Source organism: Confluentibacter lentus, from assembly GCF_002806995.1.
GTDB lineage: Bacteria > Bacteroidota > Bacteroidia > Flavobacteriales > Flavobacteriaceae > Confluentibacter > Confluentibacter lentus.
The window spans coordinates 435,151-452,443 of the sequence record NZ_NIHE01000002.1 but is presented as its reverse complement, the minus strand read 5'-3'; the positions used below and the strand labels follow the sequence as shown (position 1 = coordinate 452,443).

The 17,293-nt window shown below is 33.9% G+C and carries 18 protein-coding genes; 7 read left to right on the top strand and 11 right to left on the bottom strand.

The features are described 5' to 3' along the window. Positions 1-15 precede the first annotated feature (15 nt). The 5 genes from rpsI to CDH50_RS05900 form a co-directional block, all read right to left on the bottom strand. On the bottom strand, positions 16-402 hold the full coding sequence (gene rpsI, locus CDH50_RS05920) for a 30S ribosomal protein S9 (RefSeq protein WP_100611086.1): 387 nt from the start codon (positions 400-402) through the stop codon (positions 16-18). Next, on the bottom strand, positions 402-857 hold the full coding sequence (gene rplM, locus CDH50_RS05915) for a 50S ribosomal protein L13 (protein ID WP_100611085.1): 456 nt from the start codon (positions 855-857) through the stop codon (positions 402-404). The genes rpsI and rplM overlap by 1 nt, the downstream gene beginning before the upstream one ends. Positions 858-1,093: 236 nt before the next feature. Further along, positions 1,094-1,861, bottom strand: coding sequence for an abortive infection family protein (locus tag CDH50_RS05910; RefSeq protein WP_100611084.1), 768 nt, complete (start codon positions 1,859-1,861; stop codon positions 1,094-1,096). 83 nt (positions 1,862-1,944) lie between these two features. After that, complete coding sequence (locus tag CDH50_RS05905; protein WP_100611083.1) at positions 1,945-3,576, bottom strand: glycoside hydrolase family 9 protein; 1,632 nt, start codon at positions 3,574-3,576, stop codon at positions 1,945-1,947. Between the two features lie 168 nt (positions 3,577-3,744). After that, positions 3,745-4,086: a T9SS type A sorting domain-containing protein gene (locus tag CDH50_RS05900; protein ID WP_100611082.1), complete on the bottom strand. Its 342-nt coding sequence runs from the start codon at positions 4,084-4,086 to the stop codon at positions 3,745-3,747. Between the two features lie 199 nt (positions 4,087-4,285). Here CDH50_RS05900 and CDH50_RS05895 point away from each other — a divergent pair, with 199 nt between their 5' ends. Together CDH50_RS05895 and CDH50_RS05890 are read left to right on the top strand one after the other, a co-directional pair. Continuing rightward, on the top strand, positions 4,286-4,966 hold the full coding sequence (locus CDH50_RS05895; protein WP_100611081.1) for a response regulator transcription factor: 681 nt from the start codon (positions 4,286-4,288) through the stop codon (positions 4,964-4,966). Positions 4,967-4,969: 3 nt separating this feature from the next. Next, positions 4,970-6,013 (top strand): sensor histidine kinase, encoded by a 1,044-nt coding sequence (locus tag CDH50_RS05890; protein WP_100611080.1) that lies wholly within the window; start codon positions 4,970-4,972, stop codon positions 6,011-6,013. On the opposite strand, the gene CDH50_RS05885 is transcribed toward CDH50_RS05890, so the two are convergent. Continuing rightward, positions 5,987-7,042: a glycosyltransferase gene (locus CDH50_RS05885; protein WP_100611079.1), complete on the bottom strand. Its 1,056-nt coding sequence runs from the start codon at positions 7,040-7,042 to the stop codon at positions 5,987-5,989. The two genes, CDH50_RS05890 and CDH50_RS05885, sit on opposite strands and share 27 nt — an antisense overlap. Positions 7,043-7,240: 198 nt before the next feature. On the opposite strand from CDH50_RS05885, the gene trmB reads away from it, so the two are divergent. Genes trmB through CDH50_RS05870 form a run of 3 tightly spaced genes read left to right on the top strand, consistent with a single transcriptional unit; the run spans position 7,241 to position 8,877 of the window. After that, positions 7,241-7,915 (top strand): tRNA (guanosine(46)-N7)-methyltransferase TrmB, encoded by a 675-nt coding sequence (trmB, locus tag CDH50_RS05880; protein WP_100611270.1) that lies wholly within the window; start codon positions 7,241-7,243, stop codon positions 7,913-7,915. A gap of 3 nt (positions 7,916-7,918) precedes the next feature. Continuing rightward, positions 7,919-8,548 carry a LysE family transporter gene (locus CDH50_RS05875; RefSeq protein ID WP_100611078.1) on the top strand — a complete coding sequence of 210 codons (630 nt, stop codon included), beginning with the start codon at positions 7,919-7,921 and terminating at the stop codon, positions 8,546-8,548. Beyond that, the gene (locus CDH50_RS05870; RefSeq protein WP_100611077.1) at positions 8,548-8,877 is read left to right on the top strand and encodes an MGMT family protein; all 330 of its coding nucleotides are present in this window, start codon (positions 8,548-8,550) and stop codon (positions 8,875-8,877) included. The genes CDH50_RS05875 and CDH50_RS05870 overlap by 1 nt, the downstream gene beginning before the upstream one ends. On the opposite strand, the gene CDH50_RS05865 is transcribed toward CDH50_RS05870, so the two are convergent. After that, entirely contained in the window at positions 8,872-10,170 is a 1,299-nt protein-coding gene (locus CDH50_RS05865) for a Fic family protein (protein ID WP_100611076.1), read from the bottom strand. The genes CDH50_RS05870 and CDH50_RS05865 overlap by 6 nt on opposite strands. A 217-nt stretch (positions 10,171-10,387) precedes the next feature. Between CDH50_RS05865 and CDH50_RS05860 the strand changes: the two genes are divergently transcribed. Next, positions 10,388-11,524, top strand: a complete 1,137-nt coding sequence (locus tag CDH50_RS05860) for an Mrp/NBP35 family ATP-binding protein (protein WP_100611075.1) — start codon at positions 10,388-10,390, stop codon at positions 11,522-11,524. Positions 11,525-11,527: 3 nt separating this feature from the next. Beyond that, positions 11,528-11,770 (top strand): NifU family protein, encoded by a 243-nt coding sequence (locus tag CDH50_RS05855; protein ID WP_100611074.1) that lies wholly within the window; start codon positions 11,528-11,530, stop codon positions 11,768-11,770. A gap of 45 nt (positions 11,771-11,815) precedes the next feature. Here the strand turns inward: CDH50_RS05855 and CDH50_RS05850 are convergent, their stop codons facing one another. The 4 genes from CDH50_RS05850 to CDH50_RS05835 all read right to left on the bottom strand — a co-directional run bounded on the left by CDH50_RS05850 (position 11,816) and on the right by CDH50_RS05835 (position 17,291). Then, entirely contained in the window at positions 11,816-12,193 is a 378-nt protein-coding gene (locus CDH50_RS05850; protein WP_100611073.1) for a HEPN domain-containing protein, read from the bottom strand. Positions 12,194-12,293: 100 nt separating this feature from the next. Beyond that, positions 12,294-15,827 (bottom strand): pyruvate:ferredoxin (flavodoxin) oxidoreductase, encoded by a 3,534-nt coding sequence (gene nifJ / locus CDH50_RS05845; protein WP_100611072.1) that lies wholly within the window; start codon positions 15,825-15,827, stop codon positions 12,294-12,296. 241 nt (positions 15,828-16,068) lie between these two features. Beyond that, positions 16,069-16,419: a 4Fe-4S dicluster domain-containing protein gene (locus tag CDH50_RS05840; protein ID WP_100611269.1), complete on the bottom strand. Its 351-nt coding sequence runs from the start codon at positions 16,417-16,419 to the stop codon at positions 16,069-16,071. A 296-nt stretch (positions 16,420-16,715) separates the two neighbouring features. Beyond that, the gene (locus CDH50_RS05835; RefSeq protein WP_100611070.1) at positions 16,716-17,291 is read right to left on the bottom strand and encodes an electron transport complex protein RnfA; all 576 of its coding nucleotides are present in this window, start codon (positions 17,289-17,291) and stop codon (positions 16,716-16,718) included. Positions 17,292-17,293: the final 2 nt, after the last annotated feature.

Sequence of the window (17,293 nt, the reverse complement as noted above, 5' to 3'; positions counted from 1 at the left end):
GCATTTCGGATACTATTAACGTTTAGAGAACTGGAATTTTTTACGCGCTTTTTTCTGTCCGAATTTTTTACGCTCAACCATTCTTGGGTCTCTAGTTAATAAACCTTCTGGTTTAAGAGTCAATCTGTTTTCTGCATCTACTTCGCACATAGCACGAGAGATTGCTAAACGAACAGCTTCTGCTTGACCAGTAATACCGCCACCTAATACACTTACTTTAATATCAAAGTTACCTTCGTTATTAGTCATTGCTAATGGTTGGTTAACTTTATACTGTAAAGTAGATGTTGTAAAGTAAGCGTTTAATTCCTTTTTGTTGACTGTGATGTTTCCTTTTCCTGGAGAAACATATACACGAGCAACCGCCGTTTTTCTACGGCCAATTTTGTGAATTACTTCCATTACTTGAATTCGTTTAAGTTAATTGTTTTTGGTTTTTGTGCAGCATGGGTATGTGCAGAACCAACAACAACATTTAAATTACGGAATAAATCTGCACCTAATTTGTTTTTAGGCAACATCCCTTTTACCGATTTTTCTACGACTCTTGCTGGATCTTTTCCAAACAATTCTGTAGCTGTTAAACTTCTTTGACCACCTGGATACCCTGTGTGACGAATGTATGTTTTATCATTCCACTTGTTTCCTGTTAAGTTGACTTTTTCAGAGTTGATAACAATTACGTTATCGCCGCAATCAACGTGTGGTGTGAAGCTAGGTTTGTGCTTACCTCTTAATAGTTTTGCAACTTTTGAAGCTAAGCGACCCAAAGATTGACCATCAGCATCAACTAAAACCCACTGCTTATCTGCAGTAGCTTTATTGGCTGAAATCGTTTTGTAGCTTAATGTGTCCACGTTATTAATTTTTTCTTATTAAACATTCCTCTCTCAAAAAGAGTTTGCAAATTTACAATTATATATTTGATTACCAAATACAGAGTAATATTATTTATAGTTAATTTATTGGTTGATTTTCAAGGTGTTTTTTATGGACGTTGAAAATTGGATGTAAATTTTATTGATGAGGTTATAATGCCTTTATCACTTTAGAAAGAACAGCTTATAATTGTTTGTTTTCTTTACAGTTTAAGTTAAAAAGGTAAATCATCATGTTCATTATCTATTTTTGTAGGTTGAGGAAACTTTGTTTTAAAATATGAATTTAAAAAAAGCCCAACAGTTGTAACTGAATTAATAACAAAATATGTAAAAACGGTATCATTTATTAAGTAATCATCCTTAGTTTTTCCATGAAAATCTGTTTTCTCACTTCTTAATTTTTCTATTGATTGGCTAATTGATAAAAGAGAACTTCCAATAGTTTTTATTTCTATTGGGTGATTGTTATCTAAAATATTAAATTCTTTTAAAATTATTGAAGTTAGCTTGTAAAGAGTTTCATTTCCTTTTACCTTACTATTGATTCGTTCATCTTTTAATATTTCTTTTATTATACTTTCCAATGCTGAATTTGCCAAGCCAACCGCAAGACTTGGGTCAGTCTCTATTTGTTTGAAAGCTTTTGTGAAAGTGTCATAAGCTGTTTTAAAATCAGATTTTAAAACATTCTTGAATGTTGGAATCATAGGAATAAAATCTGGTGTATCAACACCCATTTCAATAGCTACTTTCAACAAATCACTTCCAGACATAGAGTGTAAAGTGCGCAATAAGTCAATATCTCCGCTATCTTTTAGATATATATGAAAATTTTCCCAATTATTATTCCATTGGTCAGACTCGTACCATTTATCAATATATATGCCTACTTCTTTATAGGATTTATATTCTTCCCAAATAGCATCGTGAACTGATTTCACAAGTTTCATTTGGTATTTTCTTGAAATTAAGTCATTCATTTAATTTAAATCTTCAATTTTTCTATTTTCATCGCTTTTCAGCTTTTAATGAACTTATTTATATAATAAATTCCAACACACAATCAATCCACAAACCCCATCAAAGCATACACCAAAGCACCTTGCCAATTAATAGCGATTTCATTGTGGCTATAAGATTCTTGGTCGTCTATCCAATCGGTTGCTTTATGTCCACCGCCCACTAAATAACCTGGCCATGGTGCTTCAATACCATCAGCTCCAGAACGGCGATCGTGCGGATGCATCGGCGGGTTTATCCCCAAGCCCGTTACAAACGAACGGTTGTAAAAGTTGTTTCCAAAAATGTGGTCAATAATACCAATGGATGTTTCAATGTATTCTTTTTTCGGTTGCAATTTATTAGCAATTTGTAGATTCATGGTTTGGCGTGCTACCGTACCATTACAACCCCAAAAATAGGTGCCGCCAAGTGCACGGGCATACACATCGGTTTTGCCTTTTTCAACCAAGGCATCCGCATTTTGGATGATGTTGTTTTTTATCAAGTTGTCAATGTCTGGACTTTTATCTTTTCTTTTTGAAAGGGCATAGGTAAACATCCCCAAGTTTGAAACATTGCCCCAATCCCAATTTTCCTCAATTTTATACTCCATTTGAGCGGCTCTTTTTTCGAAATCGATCAAGACCGTTTTATCTCCTGTGGTTTCCCAAAGTTCTGCGGCTGCCCATAACTTGTCGTCGTTATCTCTGGTTTGATAACCACCCGTTTTAAAGTCGCCTTGCACAAAACGTTTTTCTTCAGGATTTTCCTGTAAAAAGCGATAGCTTACCCAAGCCGCATCCAAACATTTTTTGGCATAAGCCGCATCATAAGGTTCAAAATAGCGAGCGGCCATAGCCATCATGGCTACAAAATCGGCCGTAGCGGCAGAACTCCAATCTGTAAAATACCGTTTTTCTTCATCTGTATTTGCCATTACAAAACCCTCAAAATTAACTCTTGTTAATTTATGCGATACTTTTCCAGAGCCATCAGGATATTGCATTTTAAGAACCCAATCGGTTTCCCATTTCAATTCCTTAAGAAAATCAGGTAATTTTGAATCTGTATCTGGAAGATCTAACTGTAGTTTTTCAATTTGTGGTTTGAAATGATCCCAAGCCATAAAAAGCATACCGACTGTGATTCCGGCATTAACCGTGTATTTTCCGTAATCGCCAGCATCGTGCCACCCCTGTGTTCCGTCACGTTGTGAGTTTGGGTTGCCAATATAATCGTCAAAACCGTCCTTTAAATGGCAACTAGCTTGATGGTAATGTGTACCATTAAAAGTATCGTTGACTTCCATACCACAACGCCATAAATAGAACCCGCGCATACTTGTTTTGGCGGCAAAATTGAAAGCGTCATTGGTTATTTTAAATGGAGCGGATTTACCAACATTTGGGATGTCAATAATATACTCTCCAGTTTTTTTAAATTCAGAAAAATCAACTTTCCAAACGGTTTGATTGACATCTTCTTGAGCATACGGGCCCGTTGTTTTTCCTGAAAACACCACCTTGCCTTTTAAATCTAAAATATTAAAGGCTTCACATGCTTTTGAAATGGTAGCGGATTTGGTATGATCTGGTAAAAAACCAATGGAATTGAAATGGATATGGCTAGATTGAGCTTTTATGTAAAAAAATGAAATGCAGAATATTAGGGTAACTGTAATTTGTTTTTTCATGGTTGGTTTATATTAATGCGTTTATTCTATGGGTTTCATTTCAAATGAGTTATTCGACTAAGGTCGTGAACTTTTCAAAATAAAAAAACCGTTGAAACAAAATTCAACGGTTTAATTTAATTTTTTTTAAAATCTGTTCACCTAATTTTTAAAGGTGCAGTATTTTAATTATTTAATAACCAGTTTTCTGGTTTCACTTATTTTATTTTCCGTAATCTTTAAAATATAAACGCCTGTACTAAGAGAGGATATATTTAATTCCTTGCCGTTTAAAACGGTGGATAGTATTTGTTTCCCTAAAACATTATAGATTTCAATATTTTTGGCAAAGTTTTTCTTGGAAGTAATATAGATAATTTGCCTGCCTTCAGTCACTGGGTTTGGGTAAATAGATAGACCTTCTATGTTTTGTTGCATAGAATCATTACTAGTTTTGCTTTGAGAAAACCCTTGTTGGGTTATCAAAAAAGCTAAAAACAATAATGTAATTAAAATGTAGTTTTTCTTCATATTTACCTATCTAGTGTAAAAGTAATAAATTACTACAAAACATATACCAAAAAAATGTTAAAGATTTGAACAATTTATCGAAAGTTAATGTTATGTAAGTTGTAAGTTACCTTATTGTTATTTATTTAAGAATTTTAATAAATTTATGTTATTAGTTTTATCTTTACCTTACAATAAGGATTAAACTTATTTTTTAATAATGAATAAAAAAGATATAAAGATACTTTTGGTAGATGATGAACCAGATATACTAGAAATAGTAAGTTATAATCTATCAAATGAAGGTTACCAAGTTATTACCGCCGAAAATGGTATTGAAGCTGTTAAAAAGGCAAAAAAAGAACTTCCCCAATTAGTGATTCTTGATGTTATGATGCCTGAAATGGATGGTATCGAAGCTTGCGAATTGATTAGAAAAGATCCAAACCTAAAAGATGTTGTCATTACTTTTTTAACGGCGAGAGGTGAAGATTATTCCCAATTAGCAGGGTTTGATGCGGGAGCCGATGATTATATTACAAAACCTATAAAACCAAAGGTATTAATAAGTAAAGTAAAGGCACTGCTTAGACGTTTTAAGGAAGAAGAGGTTAAAGACACCGTAAAAATTGGGAATTTAGTTATAAACAGGGATGAGTATAAAATAGTTTTAAAAGGAAAAGAGATAATTTTACCAAGAAAAGAATTTGAATTATTATCTTTACTAGCCTCTAAGCCAGGTAAAGTTTTCAAACGTGATGAAATTCTAGATAAAGTTTGGGGAAATGAAGTGGTTGTTGGAGGTAGAACAATTGATGTGCACATCCGAAAATTACGCGAAAAAATTGGAGACGATTGTTTTAAAACCATTAAAGGAGTTGGCTATAAGTTTGTAGATTAATTAATGCAGGTAAAACTTAAAAAAACATACAAGTTCGCGATACGAACGTCGCTGTACATAACTATATTCATAACGCTCTTAATGAGTGTTTTTTTATATTGTTTTTTTGAACCGAAATGGCAACTTGTTTTAGCGTTTGCAATTAGTTGTTACATTTTTTCATTCATTGTCATACAATATAGGGTCGAAAGATTTATATACAAGCGTGTTAAAAAAATATACGACGATTTAACGCTTCTTGAATCAACAAATTTGTCCAGGGGTCCCATAAATACAGATATGGCCACCCTTACCCAAGAAATAGATAAATTTGCCCGCGATAAAAAACTAGAAATTGAAACTCTTAAGGTTAGGGAGCAGTATAGAAAAGAGTTTTTAGGAAACGTGTCGCACGAACTAAAAACACCTTTGTTCACCATTCAAGGCTATATTTTAACTTTGCTTGATGGTGCCATGAATGATAAAAACATTCGGGAAAAATACCTGCAACGTGCCAGTGAAGCTGTAGAAAGGCTCAGTTATATTGTTAGCGATTTGGATATGATTACCAAATTGGAAGTAGGTGATTTAAGATTAAACATTGAAACTTTTGATATTGTAGACCTGGCCAAAAATGTATTTGGGATGATGGAAATGAGGGCTGCCAAAAAGAAAATAACACTCACTTTTGATACTGATTATCATAACCCGATTATGGTAAGTGCCGATAAAGAACGCATCCAGCAAGTATTGGCGAATCTCATTATAAATTCCATAAAATATGGAAGGGAAAAAGGAACTACGGAAATAAGCATTGAAAACCTTATTAAAAACAAGGTCATAGTTAGGGTAACAGATAATGGTGAAGGTATAGAGAAAAAACATTTACCCCGTTTGTTCGAGCGTTTTTATAGGGTAGATAAAAGCGGCTCTCGAAAAGAAGGAGGTTCTGGATTGGGCCTATCCATAGTAAAACATATTATTGAGGCACACGACGAAAAAATTTATGTCGAAAGTGAATATGGTGTAGGCAGTGAGTTTTCATTCACGCTCGAAAAAGCTAAATAAATCTTTATAATCTGTTTCATAATTAAAGGATTCAAAACCTTTAAAGTGTTTTGATTGTTCAAGTTTATCCAATGTAAAATCATTTTGATTACAAAAAGGCACTATATTCAATTCCAATAATCGCTTTGCTAAATATTCCTGTTCGTATTGGCCTGGTGTTGGTATAAAAAATGCTTTTTTGCCGAGTTTGGCTAAATCCATTACCGTGGTGTAACCAGATCTGGAAATTATTAATTCACTTTCATTTATGGTTTTTTCAAGTTGGTTTGTGGTCATAAAATTATACAACGTTATGTTCCCAACTACCTGAACGGTTTGTTCATCTTCAATATTACCATTAACAAGAACGACTTTTTCTTTGTGTTTTTTTAGTTCTTCCAAAAGTTTTTCCCCTAGCAAAGTACGTTGCGGTTCGGGTCCAGAAAGAATTACCAAAAGGTTATTCAATATTTCAGAATCTTTTTTTAAGAATCTACTTAAAGGACCTATATATTTTATGGGGATTTCAATGGAATTATCATGTCCAAGTTTGCCACTCAAATTGTTATCATCTTCAAAATCTGGAACCCAACATGCATCAAAGTGCTTTATGAATTTTTTATGTAATAAAGTGCTTAACCATGTGGTATTGCCACTTAAAACATTTAGTTGATGCGTCATTATCACGCTAGGGACTTTTTTACTGTAAACACCTAAACGGTTATCAGAAATGATGCCGACAATATCATTTGTTTTTACAATATGTTTCGTTGCTTTTTTTTCAGCCTTTATGGCTTTTAAAATCTTAGGAGTGTCCTTGAGCAATTTCAATTTAAAATATGCTTTCTGTTTAGAGTAACTTATTTTATATGAAGGTAATTCAATGGAAAATAAATCAGGAAATTCTTTTTGCAATAATGCCAAAGCATCGCCATCACTTGCAATGATGGGTTCAAAACCAAAATTTAAAAGCGCATTTATAATGGGAATGCATCTGGTGGCATGGCCAAGTCCCCAATTTAAAGGAGCAACTAAAATTCTTTTTTTCATCAAGTACTTTTATGGTGTGCCTTTTGCGAACAAAAGTCGGGCTTTCGGCAGTCGCTTTAAATTATTTTTAAGCAAATAATTTAAGAGCTTCAACAAATGCCTCAATCCCTCACACAAAATCCTGCTAAATTCAAAGATAGTGATATTACTACTCTCACATATTTCCTTAATTTTACAAAAAATTTAGAATTAAACATATTGGGAAGCAAGAATAAACTTAGAAGATTCAGGGAAAACGAGACGTTTTCAAATGTATTTCAACCAAATAGAGACACACTTGTTAATAAAGAATTTACATTAAAAGGCCATTGGAACAAGACTTTCTTTAAAAATGAAAACCCTTTGGTTCTAGAGTTGGGGTGTGGAAAAGGCGAGTATTCCATAGCTTTGGCAAAGAGATATCCTAACAAAAATTTTATCGGTATCGATATAAAAGGCGCCCGTTTTTGGCGTGGTGCCAAAACAGCGGTTGAAGAACATATTCCCAATGTTGCTTTTTTGCGTACACAAATTGAATTGATAGATTTTGCATTCGCCCAAAATGAAGTAGACGAAATTTGGATTACCTTCCCCGACCCACAAATTAAATACAAACGCACCAAGCATAGAATGACGAATTCAGAATTCTTAAAGCGTTATAAACAAATCCTTAAACCAGAAGGTGTTGTTAATTTAAAAACAGATAGCGAGTTCATGCATGGTTACACGCTTGGCTTGTTACATGGTGAAGGTCATGAGGTTATTTATGCAAATCATAATATCTATAAACAAGAAGGCAGCCCAGATGAAGTTACAAGCATTCAAACTTTTTACGAATCCCAGTATTTGGAGATAAACAAACCAATTACGTATATTCGGTTTAAAATTAAATAGTTAGTGGATACATCGATTGTCTTTTTTCTAGGATTATTTGTAGCATTCATAGGGGTTGTGCCTCCAGGCTTGCTTAATATGACCGCTGCGAATATTAGTTTAAGGGAAGGGCATGTTAGGGGCATTATGTTTTCGGTAGGTGCTTGTGTCATTGTATTTGTACAAACCTATATAGCAGCTATTTTTGCTAGATATATTAGTAACCATCCAGAGATTATTGAAGTTCTTCAGCGAGTAGCATTTATCATTTTTATTTTAGTAACCATTTATTATTTATTTATCGCCAAGAAAAAACCAAAACCTTCATTAGAATTGAAGATAAGAAGTAAACACAGTCGGTTTTTTCAAGGCATGTTATTATCTGCTATTAATGTGCTTCCCATTCCATATCAAGCATATATGACTATTACTTTCGCATCTTTTGGCTGGCTGAAGTTTGATAAAATAAGTGTGATAAGTTATGTTTCTGGAGCTGTCATGGGAACATTTGTGATGCTTTACATGTATATTTTCTTTTTTGATAAAATCCGAAGCAAAACATTTACATCCCAAAAAAACATGAATTATGTTATAGGGACGGTTACAGGGGTTATTTCTATTATAACCTTAATAAATATTATCAAAGAATTATAATGCAGCAAGAAACCCTGAATTTTTTTGATAAAGTGTATGAAGTTGCAAAACTCATTCCTTACGGAAAAGTAACCAGTTATGGGGCGATTGCTAACTATATTGGAGCCACAAGAAGTGCGCGTATGGTAGGTTATGCCATGAATGGTTCTGTTGGTAAAGATGTGCCAGCTCATAGAGTGGTAAACCGCAACGGATTATTAACAGGCAAACATCATTTTGATGGCACTAATTTAATGCAACAACTTTTAGAAAGTGAAGGCATTAAAGTGATTGATAACCAAATTCAAGATTTTGAGAGGGTGTTTTGGGATCCTGCTAGAGAATTATAAAAAGGCATTATCAAACTTGTCTCCTTTCCAATAGTTGGAGGTTTTTTTATTGACAGCTATTTTCTTTAAAAACCCACGTGAAACCAATTCTTCAATATCTGTTCTTGCTGTTTGATTTGTAATACTGAATATATTCTCTATCTCCTTAACAGTAAAAAACCGATTATGGTCTTCTTCTATTTTTTGTAGAATTACAGCCTGTCTTTCATTTATATTCTCAAGTTTTAAGTATTTAGAAAGTTTTGATTGCTCTTTTTTCTTTTTGGCAACATAGGTTTTTAGCTCTTCAAAAGCTCGCAGTAATACTTTTACTTGATAATGGATAAAATAGGTGACATCCATGTCGTCAATTTCAGTATATAAATAGGCTTTTTCATATTGCGTTTTTGTTTTTAAAATGACTCTTGAAATGGATAAATATTCGGTTAACCAATAACCATTTTTAAGTAAATACCAATAAAATATGGCTCGCGCTGTTCTCCCATTACCATCAACAAATGGGTGTATATAACCTATTAAAAAGTGTAAAATGCTGCCTTTTACAATGGGGTGAATAAAATCTTCTTTTGGGTTGTTATTGAAAAAATGACAAAAGGAGCTCATCAATTCCTCCAGTTCTTCAAAATTTGGTGGCGTATGAACAATTTCTCCGGTAATTTCATTCACAACATTTACTTCATTGTTATCTCTAAAAACACCAATATTTTCATCTTCCAAAGTGTTTTCAGTAACCAATCTATGAATGTCATATAGTTTTTCTTTTGAAATAGCTTCATCTTGATGCTCGCTTATATATTGAATGGTTTTATAATTATTCAATATCATTTGCTCACTCTTATTTTTGGGCTTTTTGTTTTTTCGGAGCATATCTTTTGCTTTCACTCGCGTAGTCGTTGCTCCTTCAATCATTGATGAAAAAATAGATTCTTCCATCAAAGCATTTTTTAGATAATCTTGTTTGTCTAAATCTGTTAAAAGTTGTTCTTTTTGTAAGCCCGCCCCAAAGTTGAAGTCTAGGTAATGGAGTTTTTGTTGTAGAAAATCATTTGTGTTATATTCCAGTCGCAATGATTTTTGCGATTCTTCAATAAGAATAATTCTTTGATTTATTTTTCTCAATGTTTTAGTTATTGTCCAAAGATTTTCTGAATGTTGTAAATACTTAATTTTATCCCAGTATAAATATTCTTTTTGTATTTTTTTAAATTGTGAAGAAATTTGGTTTAGTGCATTAGCAACACGAATTAGTTCTTCTTGCTCATTTAATTCTATTTTTGGTGCTCTCTCAATCATAATCCACTAATATTTACTAATTTTTGAAAAATTTACAAATATCATCAAATATACAAAATATATTATTATTTCCTAATTTTGGAAAAATTTACAAATAATTACATATTTGGTTCTCCATAACAAAACCAAATGTACCCATAAATCATTTCAATAAAAGGACTTTAAATTCTAAACAATTCACAGTATATTTGCATATTAGAATAAATCTAAATTAAGCATGAAACTTAACAAGCAAGATATACTCAAAGCACTTGAATCCATTACTGTTCCTGGCGAAGGACAGAACATGGTAGAAAGTGGTGCAATAACAAACGTGGTGACTTTTGGAGACGAGGTTATTGTAGATATCACTATTAAAAATCCGAGCTTACAAGCTAAAAAACGTGCTGAAGTAGATATACTTAAAACCATACACGATTTAGTTTATGAAAAAGCCAAAATCACCGTGAATGTAAAAGTTGATGCGCCTGTAAAACCAAAAGTAAATGTTATAAAAGGGAATCCTATTCCAGGCATTCAAAATATAGTAGCTGTAGCATCTGGTAAAGGTGGTGTGGGAAAATCTACGGTGACAGCTAATTTAGCAGTAACGTTGGCTAAAATGGGATTTAAAGTCGGAGTGTTAGATGCCGATATTTACGGACCATCCATTCCAATCATGTTTGATGTTGAAAACGAAAGACCGCTAGCGGTGAATATTGATGGGAAATCCAAAATGAAACCTGTTGAAAATTATGGCGTTAAAGTCTTATCAATCGGGTTTTTTACACAACCAAACCAAGCGGTTGTTTGGCGAGGGCCCATGGCCGCCAAAGCATTAAACCAAATGATTTTTGATGCCCATTGGGGAGAACTTGACTTTATGTTGATAGATTTACCTCCAGGCACCGGCGATATTCACTTAAGTATTATGCAATCGCTTCCTATAACGGGTGCTGTTGTTGTTAGTACGCCGCAAAACGTAGCATTAGCCGATGCTAAAAAAGGGGTTGCCATGTTTCAACAAGAAAGTATTAGTGTGCCCGTTTTGGGAATTATAGAAAATATGGCTTATTTTACTCCAGAAGAGCTTCCAGACAATAAATATTATATATTTGGAAAAGAAGGGGCTAAAAATTTAGCAGAAGATTTGCAAATACCATTTTTAGGCGAAATCCCTTTGGTGCAAAGTATTCGTGAAGCAGGTGATGTGGGTCGTCCAGCAGCCTTACAAACAGCAACGCCATTAGAGCAGGCTTTTGAAAAACTGACTCAAAATGTGGTACAGGAAGTAGTAAGGCGTAATGAGGATTTACCACCAACCGAAGCAATAAAAATTACAACGATGGCTGGTTGTGCAGCAGTTAAGAAATAAGATATGACTACAGAAGAACTTAGAATTAATGTTGAAAAAGCATTGGATGAAATTCGTCCGTTTTTACAAAGTGATGGCGGTGATATTTCTTTGCTATCCATTGAAGACGATAAGCTTGTAAAAGTACAGTTGCAAGGTGCTTGTGTGGGTTGTAGCGTTAATCAAATGACCTTGAGATCGGGAGTGGAAATGACAATAAAAAAATATGCCCCACAAATTGAGCAGGTTATTAACATTCAAGTTTAATAGTTTCGCCTGCAAAAAAACGGTTTTGATGATATGTTCTGTTAATTAAATGATTTTTTGCTGTCTAAGAAACGTATCCAAACTATCTGCAGCATCAAAACATTTGTTAACTTTTGAAACATTGTTACAATATTTTGAGTCTAAATCAAGAGACGATTTACAATTAAATTCTGATAAATCTACTTTTTCAAAATCTTTATTTATTTTTTTACATTGCTCATAAAGACTATCAATAGTTTCGTGTTCATTAGGTTCAATACCCTTTCTTAAAAGATAGCCTTTTAAGTAATTTTCAATTGCATACTGAGAGTTTTTGCAAACTAAATAAGTTACAATATCTTCTTCTGGTTTGAATAACTCTTTGTTGGCTTGATCCAATTTTTGAGCTGCATTTACAAAGTATTTGATGGCTTCAGTTTCCATAATAAATTAATTAATAGTTATAATTAATAATATTCATTCTCCATACTTTTTTAATAGTATGGAGAATGATTTTTATATGTAAACATGGCCTAAAGCGTGTTTACATGTCTCTATAAAGTTCTAAACGTTCCCATTTAGTATCCACTTCCTCTTGCGCTTGATTAAGCAACGATTTACCTAACACCGCATCATCTTTTACAACTCTGGTGAAGCGGGTTTCATTGTACATAAAATCACTTAAGGGGATTGTTGGTTTTTTAGAATCTAACTTAAATTTTTTCCCTTTTGGTTGTAAGGGGTCAAATCTAAATAATGGCCAATATCCAGAATCTACCGCTTTTTCTTGTTGTTCAGGACCATGTTTTAAATCATATCCATGTTCACCACAATGAGAATATGCAATAATTACTGAAGGTCCAGGATAAGCAGCGGCTTCTTCTAAAGCTTTTAGTGTTTGTAAATCTTTGGCGCCTATGGCTACTTGGGCAACATAAACATTTTGATATGAAATTGCCTGTAATCCCAAGCTTTTTTTACTTGTTCGTTTTCCAGAAACCGAGAATTTAGCACTAGCTCCTAATGGGGTTGCTTTTGAAGTTTGTCCGCCGGTATTGGAGTAAACTTCCGTATCCAGTATTAAAATATTTATATCTTCACCTGAAGCTAATACATGATCAACACCGCCATAACCTATATCATAAGCCCAACCATCACCACCTATTATCCATACCGCTTTTTTACGAAGGTATTCGCTAAGGTTATTCAATTTAATGGCATCATCGTTCTTATCAAGCGTATGTAATATGGTTTTAAGTTCTTGAATGTCCGCTAATTTTTTAGATTTTTCAGTTTCAGTTACTTCTGGATTTGTTACTATTGATTCCACAATGTCACTGCCTACTAATGGCTCTAACGATTTTAATAAATCTACCGCAATTTCTTGTTTTTTGGTAAGCGCCAATCGCATACCCAAACCAAATTCTGCATTGTCTTCAAATAAGGAGTTTGCCCAAGCAGGACCTCTGCCAAAAGCATTGGTTTTATAAGGTGTTGTTGGCAAATTTCCACCGTAAATAGAAGAACATCCTGTAGCATTTGCAATTAAAATACTATCGCCATACAATTGAGTTAATAATTTGATATAAGGTGTTTCCCCACATCCTGAACAAGCACCAGAAAACTCGAATAAGGGTTCTAAAAATTGGGAACCTTTAATGTTGGTTATTTGAAGTTCGTTTCTATCGTAATAAGGAAGATTCACAAAATAATCCCAATTAGCAACTTCTTCGGTTATTACATCCAATTTTTTTCTCATGTTGATAGATTTAAAATCATCTATCTCTTTACTTACGGCAGGACAAACAGCCACACAAAGGTCGCAACCAGTACAATCTTCTGGGGACACTTGTAATACATAAGATTCTGTTACAGCATCAAATGGTCTTCCTTTGGCTGGAACGGATTTCAATGATTGTGGTGCATGAGCTAATAAATCATTTGAAACCACTTTTGAGCGGATGGCGGCATGCGGACAAATAACAACGCACTTGTTGCATTGTGTACACAAACTGGCATCATCCCATATGGGGATAAAATCTGCAATACCACGTTTTTCATATTGTGTTGTTCCTGTGGGGAATGTACCATCTACGGGGAAGGCGCTTACTGGAAGTTCATCACCAGCACCTGCTAATATTTTTTCTAAAACTTCTTTTACAAAACCATCAGGTGCATCAGTCATAGCAGACAATAATGGTTTTTCACTAGTTGATGATTTAGGATAGTCTACTTTTTGTAAATTTTCAATGGCTTTATCAACCGCATTAAAGTTCATTTTTATTACTTTTTCTCCTTTGTGCGAATACGATTTTACAATAGCATTCTTAATTTTTTGTATGGCTTCTTCTTTAGGTAAAATTCCTGATATGGCAAAGAAACATGTTTGTAAAACAGTGTTGGCCCGTTTGCCTAAATTGGCTTCTTGAGCAACTCTACTAGCATCAACGATATAAAATTCTGCTTCTTTTTTAATGATTTCTTTTTGAACCTTTTCAGGCAATACATCCCAAATCTCATCTTTTGAAAATGGGGAATTCAATAAAAAGGTGCCGCCTTGTTTAAGGTCGGATAGCATATTATATTTTTCAATAAAATTAAATTGATGGCTCGCAATAAAATCGGCTTTATCAATTAAATAGGTAGAATGAATGGGGTCTGGACCAAACCGTAAATGCGAAATGGTTTGGGCACCCGCTTTTTTAGAGTCGTAAACAAAGTATCCTTGCACATAATTATCGGTAGTTTCACCAATAATTTTAATGGAGTTTTTGTTGGCGCCTACGGTTCCATCAGAACCCAAACCGTAGAACATACAATTAATAGTAGTTCGTTTTATAGTAAAATCTTCATCAATGTCTAAGTTGGTGTAAGTCACGTCATCATTAATGCCAACAGTAAAATGGTTTTTAGGTTTTGCTTTTAATAATTCGTCATAAATACCTTTAACCATTCTTGGGGTAAATTCTTTAGAGGATAATCCATAGCGACCACCAATAACTTTTGGCATGTCAATACCACTTTCAGTTAATGCTGAAATAACGTCTAAATACAGTGGTTCGCCAATACTTCCAGGTTCTTTGGTTCTATCTAAAACAGCTATTTTTTTAACTGTTTTAGGAAGGACTTCGATAAATTTATCAATCGTGAACGGTCTGTACAATCTTACTAAAAGGGCACCTACTTTTTCGCCTCTTTCAATCAATTCATGTACGGTTTCCTTAACGGCGCCTTCGCCAGAACCCATAATGATAATAACACGTTCTGCTTCAGGATGGCCGATATAATCAAACAAATTATAGCGGCGTCCAGTATGATTATAAAATTCATCCATTGTTTTTTGAACAATATCTGGTACTCTTTCATAATATACATTTGCAGCTTCGCGCGCTTGAAAAAACACATCAGGGTTTTGTGATGTACCCCTAATTACTGGATGGTCAGGATCTAAAGAGCGTTTTTTGTGCTCCATAATTTTATCTTCTGGTATCATTGCTTTAATAATACTATCAGGGATGGCGTCTATTTTTGAAATTTCGTGTGATGTTCTAAACCCATCAAATATGTTTAGAAAAGGCACTCTGGATTTTAATGTTGCTACTTGTGATATTAAGGCAAAATCTTGGGCTTCTTGTACAGAACTTCCAAACAACATAGCAAAACCCGTTTGCCGTGTTGCCATAACGTCCGAATGGTCACCAAAAATGGATAAAGCATGTGTAGCAATTGTTCTTGCTGCCACATGAATAACACTTGGTAAGAGTTCTCCAGCTATTTTATACATATTGGGAATCATAAGGAGTAACCCTTGTGAAGCTGTGAATGTGGTGGTTAGTGCACCTGTTTGTAATGCACCATGAACGGCTCCAGCGGCACCGCCTTCACTCTGCATTTCAACAATTCTAGGAATATTGTTCCAAATATTTTTTTGTCCCTTTGAACTGTAAACATCTACGTGTTCACCCATGGGTGATGCAGGTGTTATTGGGTAAATAGCACATACTTCATTGGTTTTATGGGCTACTCTTGCTACGGCTTCATTTGCATCACATATGAGCTTTTCAAATACTTTTTCCATAATATTTTTAATTTGTTTCCGATAAAAAAGTCTAGTGAAATTAGGAACATTATATGATTAATTCTATGACTTATGTCAGGTAAATAAAAAACTATTTTTTAATAAACGATATAAAAGATTGCTGGCTTCATGGCATGAAAAAGGGTATAAAATCATTATGATTTTATACCCTTTTTGTTAATAAACCACAAAGTAGATTAATGATGCTGTTGTCAGGTTATTTACAAATTAAAAATATAGTTTATTCGCCGTGTAACCAAGCTTTTTTAGCTAATAGAGCATCTTCGGTTTCTACATGGCTTTCGTCTAAAACGCAACAATCTACCGGGCATACAGAAGCGCATTGCGGTTCGTCGTGGAATCCTTTACATTCTGTACACTTATCTGGAACAATAAAATAGAACTCGTTAGAAATTGGATCGTTTTCTGCATCTGCATCAACTTCCTTTCCATACGGAGTGGTGACTAATCCTTTTAGTGCAGTTTCATCAGAATAAGACCAATTTTGATCAGGCTCATAGATGGCGTTGTTTGGACATTCAGCTATACAAGCATCACAGTTTATACATTCCTCTGTTATTATTATAGCCATAATTTCTAAGTGTTTAAAGTACATACAATATTAATCCTAATTAAGCTTCTAGTAAATGATAAAAGTCATATTTAATCTTGAAAAGAGAAACTATATTTGATTGTGTTGTAGGCATATAGAAACAGAACTCCAATCAGAAACATTAGAAACGATGATTATTCGTTTTGAAGGTAAGTCAGGAGATGGTAAGCCGTGATGAATCCACTTTACAGCCTTAATCGGATATATTTGGTATTGTTATATTTCATAATCATCCACCCGAATTTAGAAGTCCATAAGTAAAATCGGATTAGATTTTACACCAGTGCCGTAAAACCTAAAAAAGCTAAAGATAAAAGCCCTGCAACCAATAAATTAATTGGTACCCCTTTCATGCCCTCAGGGATGTTGGCAAGTTCTAGTTGCTCCCTAATACTTGCAAAAACTACCAAAGCTAATCCAAATCCTAATGAGTTTGATATGGCAAAAAATACTGCTTTCACCAAACTGCCATTTTCCAAACCTAAAGCTAATATGGCAACTCCCAATACGGCACAATTGGTAGTTATTAAAGGCAGAAAAACTCCGAGTGCTTGGTATAATGGCGGGCTCGCTTTTTTTAGAATAATCTCTACCATTTGTACCAATGCGGCAATAACCAAAATAAAGGTAATGGTTCTTAAATAATCCAATCCAGCAGGAATTAAAACATATTGGTTTAATAAATAAGTAACGGTAGTTGCAATAGTCATAACGAACAAAACAGCTCCAGACATGCCCACAGATGTGGATACTTTGTTCGAAACACCTAAAAAAGGACAAATGCCCAAAAATTGTGATAAAACAATATTATTGACAAAAACGGCAGCTATAAGTATGATTATATAATCCATGA

Bases quoted from the DNA above. Each gene is read 5' to 3' on its own strand.
- rpsI (WP_100611086.1), bottom strand. From the start codon at position 402: ATGGAAGTAATTCACAAAATTGGCCGTAGAAAAACGGCGGTTGCTCGT.
- CDH50_RS05910 (WP_100611084.1), bottom strand. From the start codon at position 1,861: ATGAATGACTTAATTTCAAGAAAATACCAAATGAAACTTGTGAAATCA.
- CDH50_RS05905 (WP_100611083.1), bottom strand. From the start codon at position 3,576: ATGAAAAAACAAATTACAGTTACCCTAATATTCTGCATTTCATTTTTT.
- CDH50_RS05900 (WP_100611082.1), bottom strand. From the start codon at position 4,086: ATGAAGAAAAACTACATTTTAATTACATTATTGTTTTTAGCTTTTTTG.
- CDH50_RS05895 (WP_100611081.1), top strand. From the start codon at position 4,286: ATGAATAAAAAAGATATAAAGATACTTTTGGTAGATGATGAACCAGAT.
- CDH50_RS05890 (WP_100611080.1), top strand. From the start codon at position 4,970: ATGCAGGTAAAACTTAAAAAAACATACAAGTTCGCGATACGAACGTCG.
- CDH50_RS05885 (WP_100611079.1), bottom strand. From the start codon at position 7,042: ATGAAAAAAAGAATTTTAGTTGCTCCTTTAAATTGGGGACTTGGCCAT.
- CDH50_RS05870 (WP_100611077.1), top strand. From the start codon at position 8,548: ATGCAGCAAGAAACCCTGAATTTTTTTGATAAAGTGTATGAAGTTGCA.
- CDH50_RS05865 (WP_100611076.1), bottom strand. From the start codon at position 10,170: ATGATTGAGAGAGCACCAAAAATAGAATTAAATGAGCAAGAAGAACTA.
- CDH50_RS05860 (WP_100611075.1), top strand. From the start codon at position 10,388: ATGAAACTTAACAAGCAAGATATACTCAAAGCACTTGAATCCATTACT.
- CDH50_RS05855 (WP_100611074.1), top strand. From the start codon at position 11,528: ATGACTACAGAAGAACTTAGAATTAATGTTGAAAAAGCATTGGATGAA.
- CDH50_RS05850 (WP_100611073.1), bottom strand. From the start codon at position 12,193: ATGGAAACTGAAGCCATCAAATACTTTGTAAATGCAGCTCAAAAATTG.
- nifJ (WP_100611072.1), bottom strand. From the start codon at position 15,827: ATGGAAAAAGTATTTGAAAAGCTCATATGTGATGCAAATGAAGCCGTA.
- CDH50_RS05840 (WP_100611269.1), bottom strand. From the start codon at position 16,419: ATGGCTATAATAATAACAGAGGAATGTATAAACTGTGATGCTTGTATA.
- CDH50_RS05835 (WP_100611070.1), bottom strand. From the start codon at position 17,291: ATGGATTATATAATCATACTTATAGCTGCCGTTTTTGTCAATAATATT.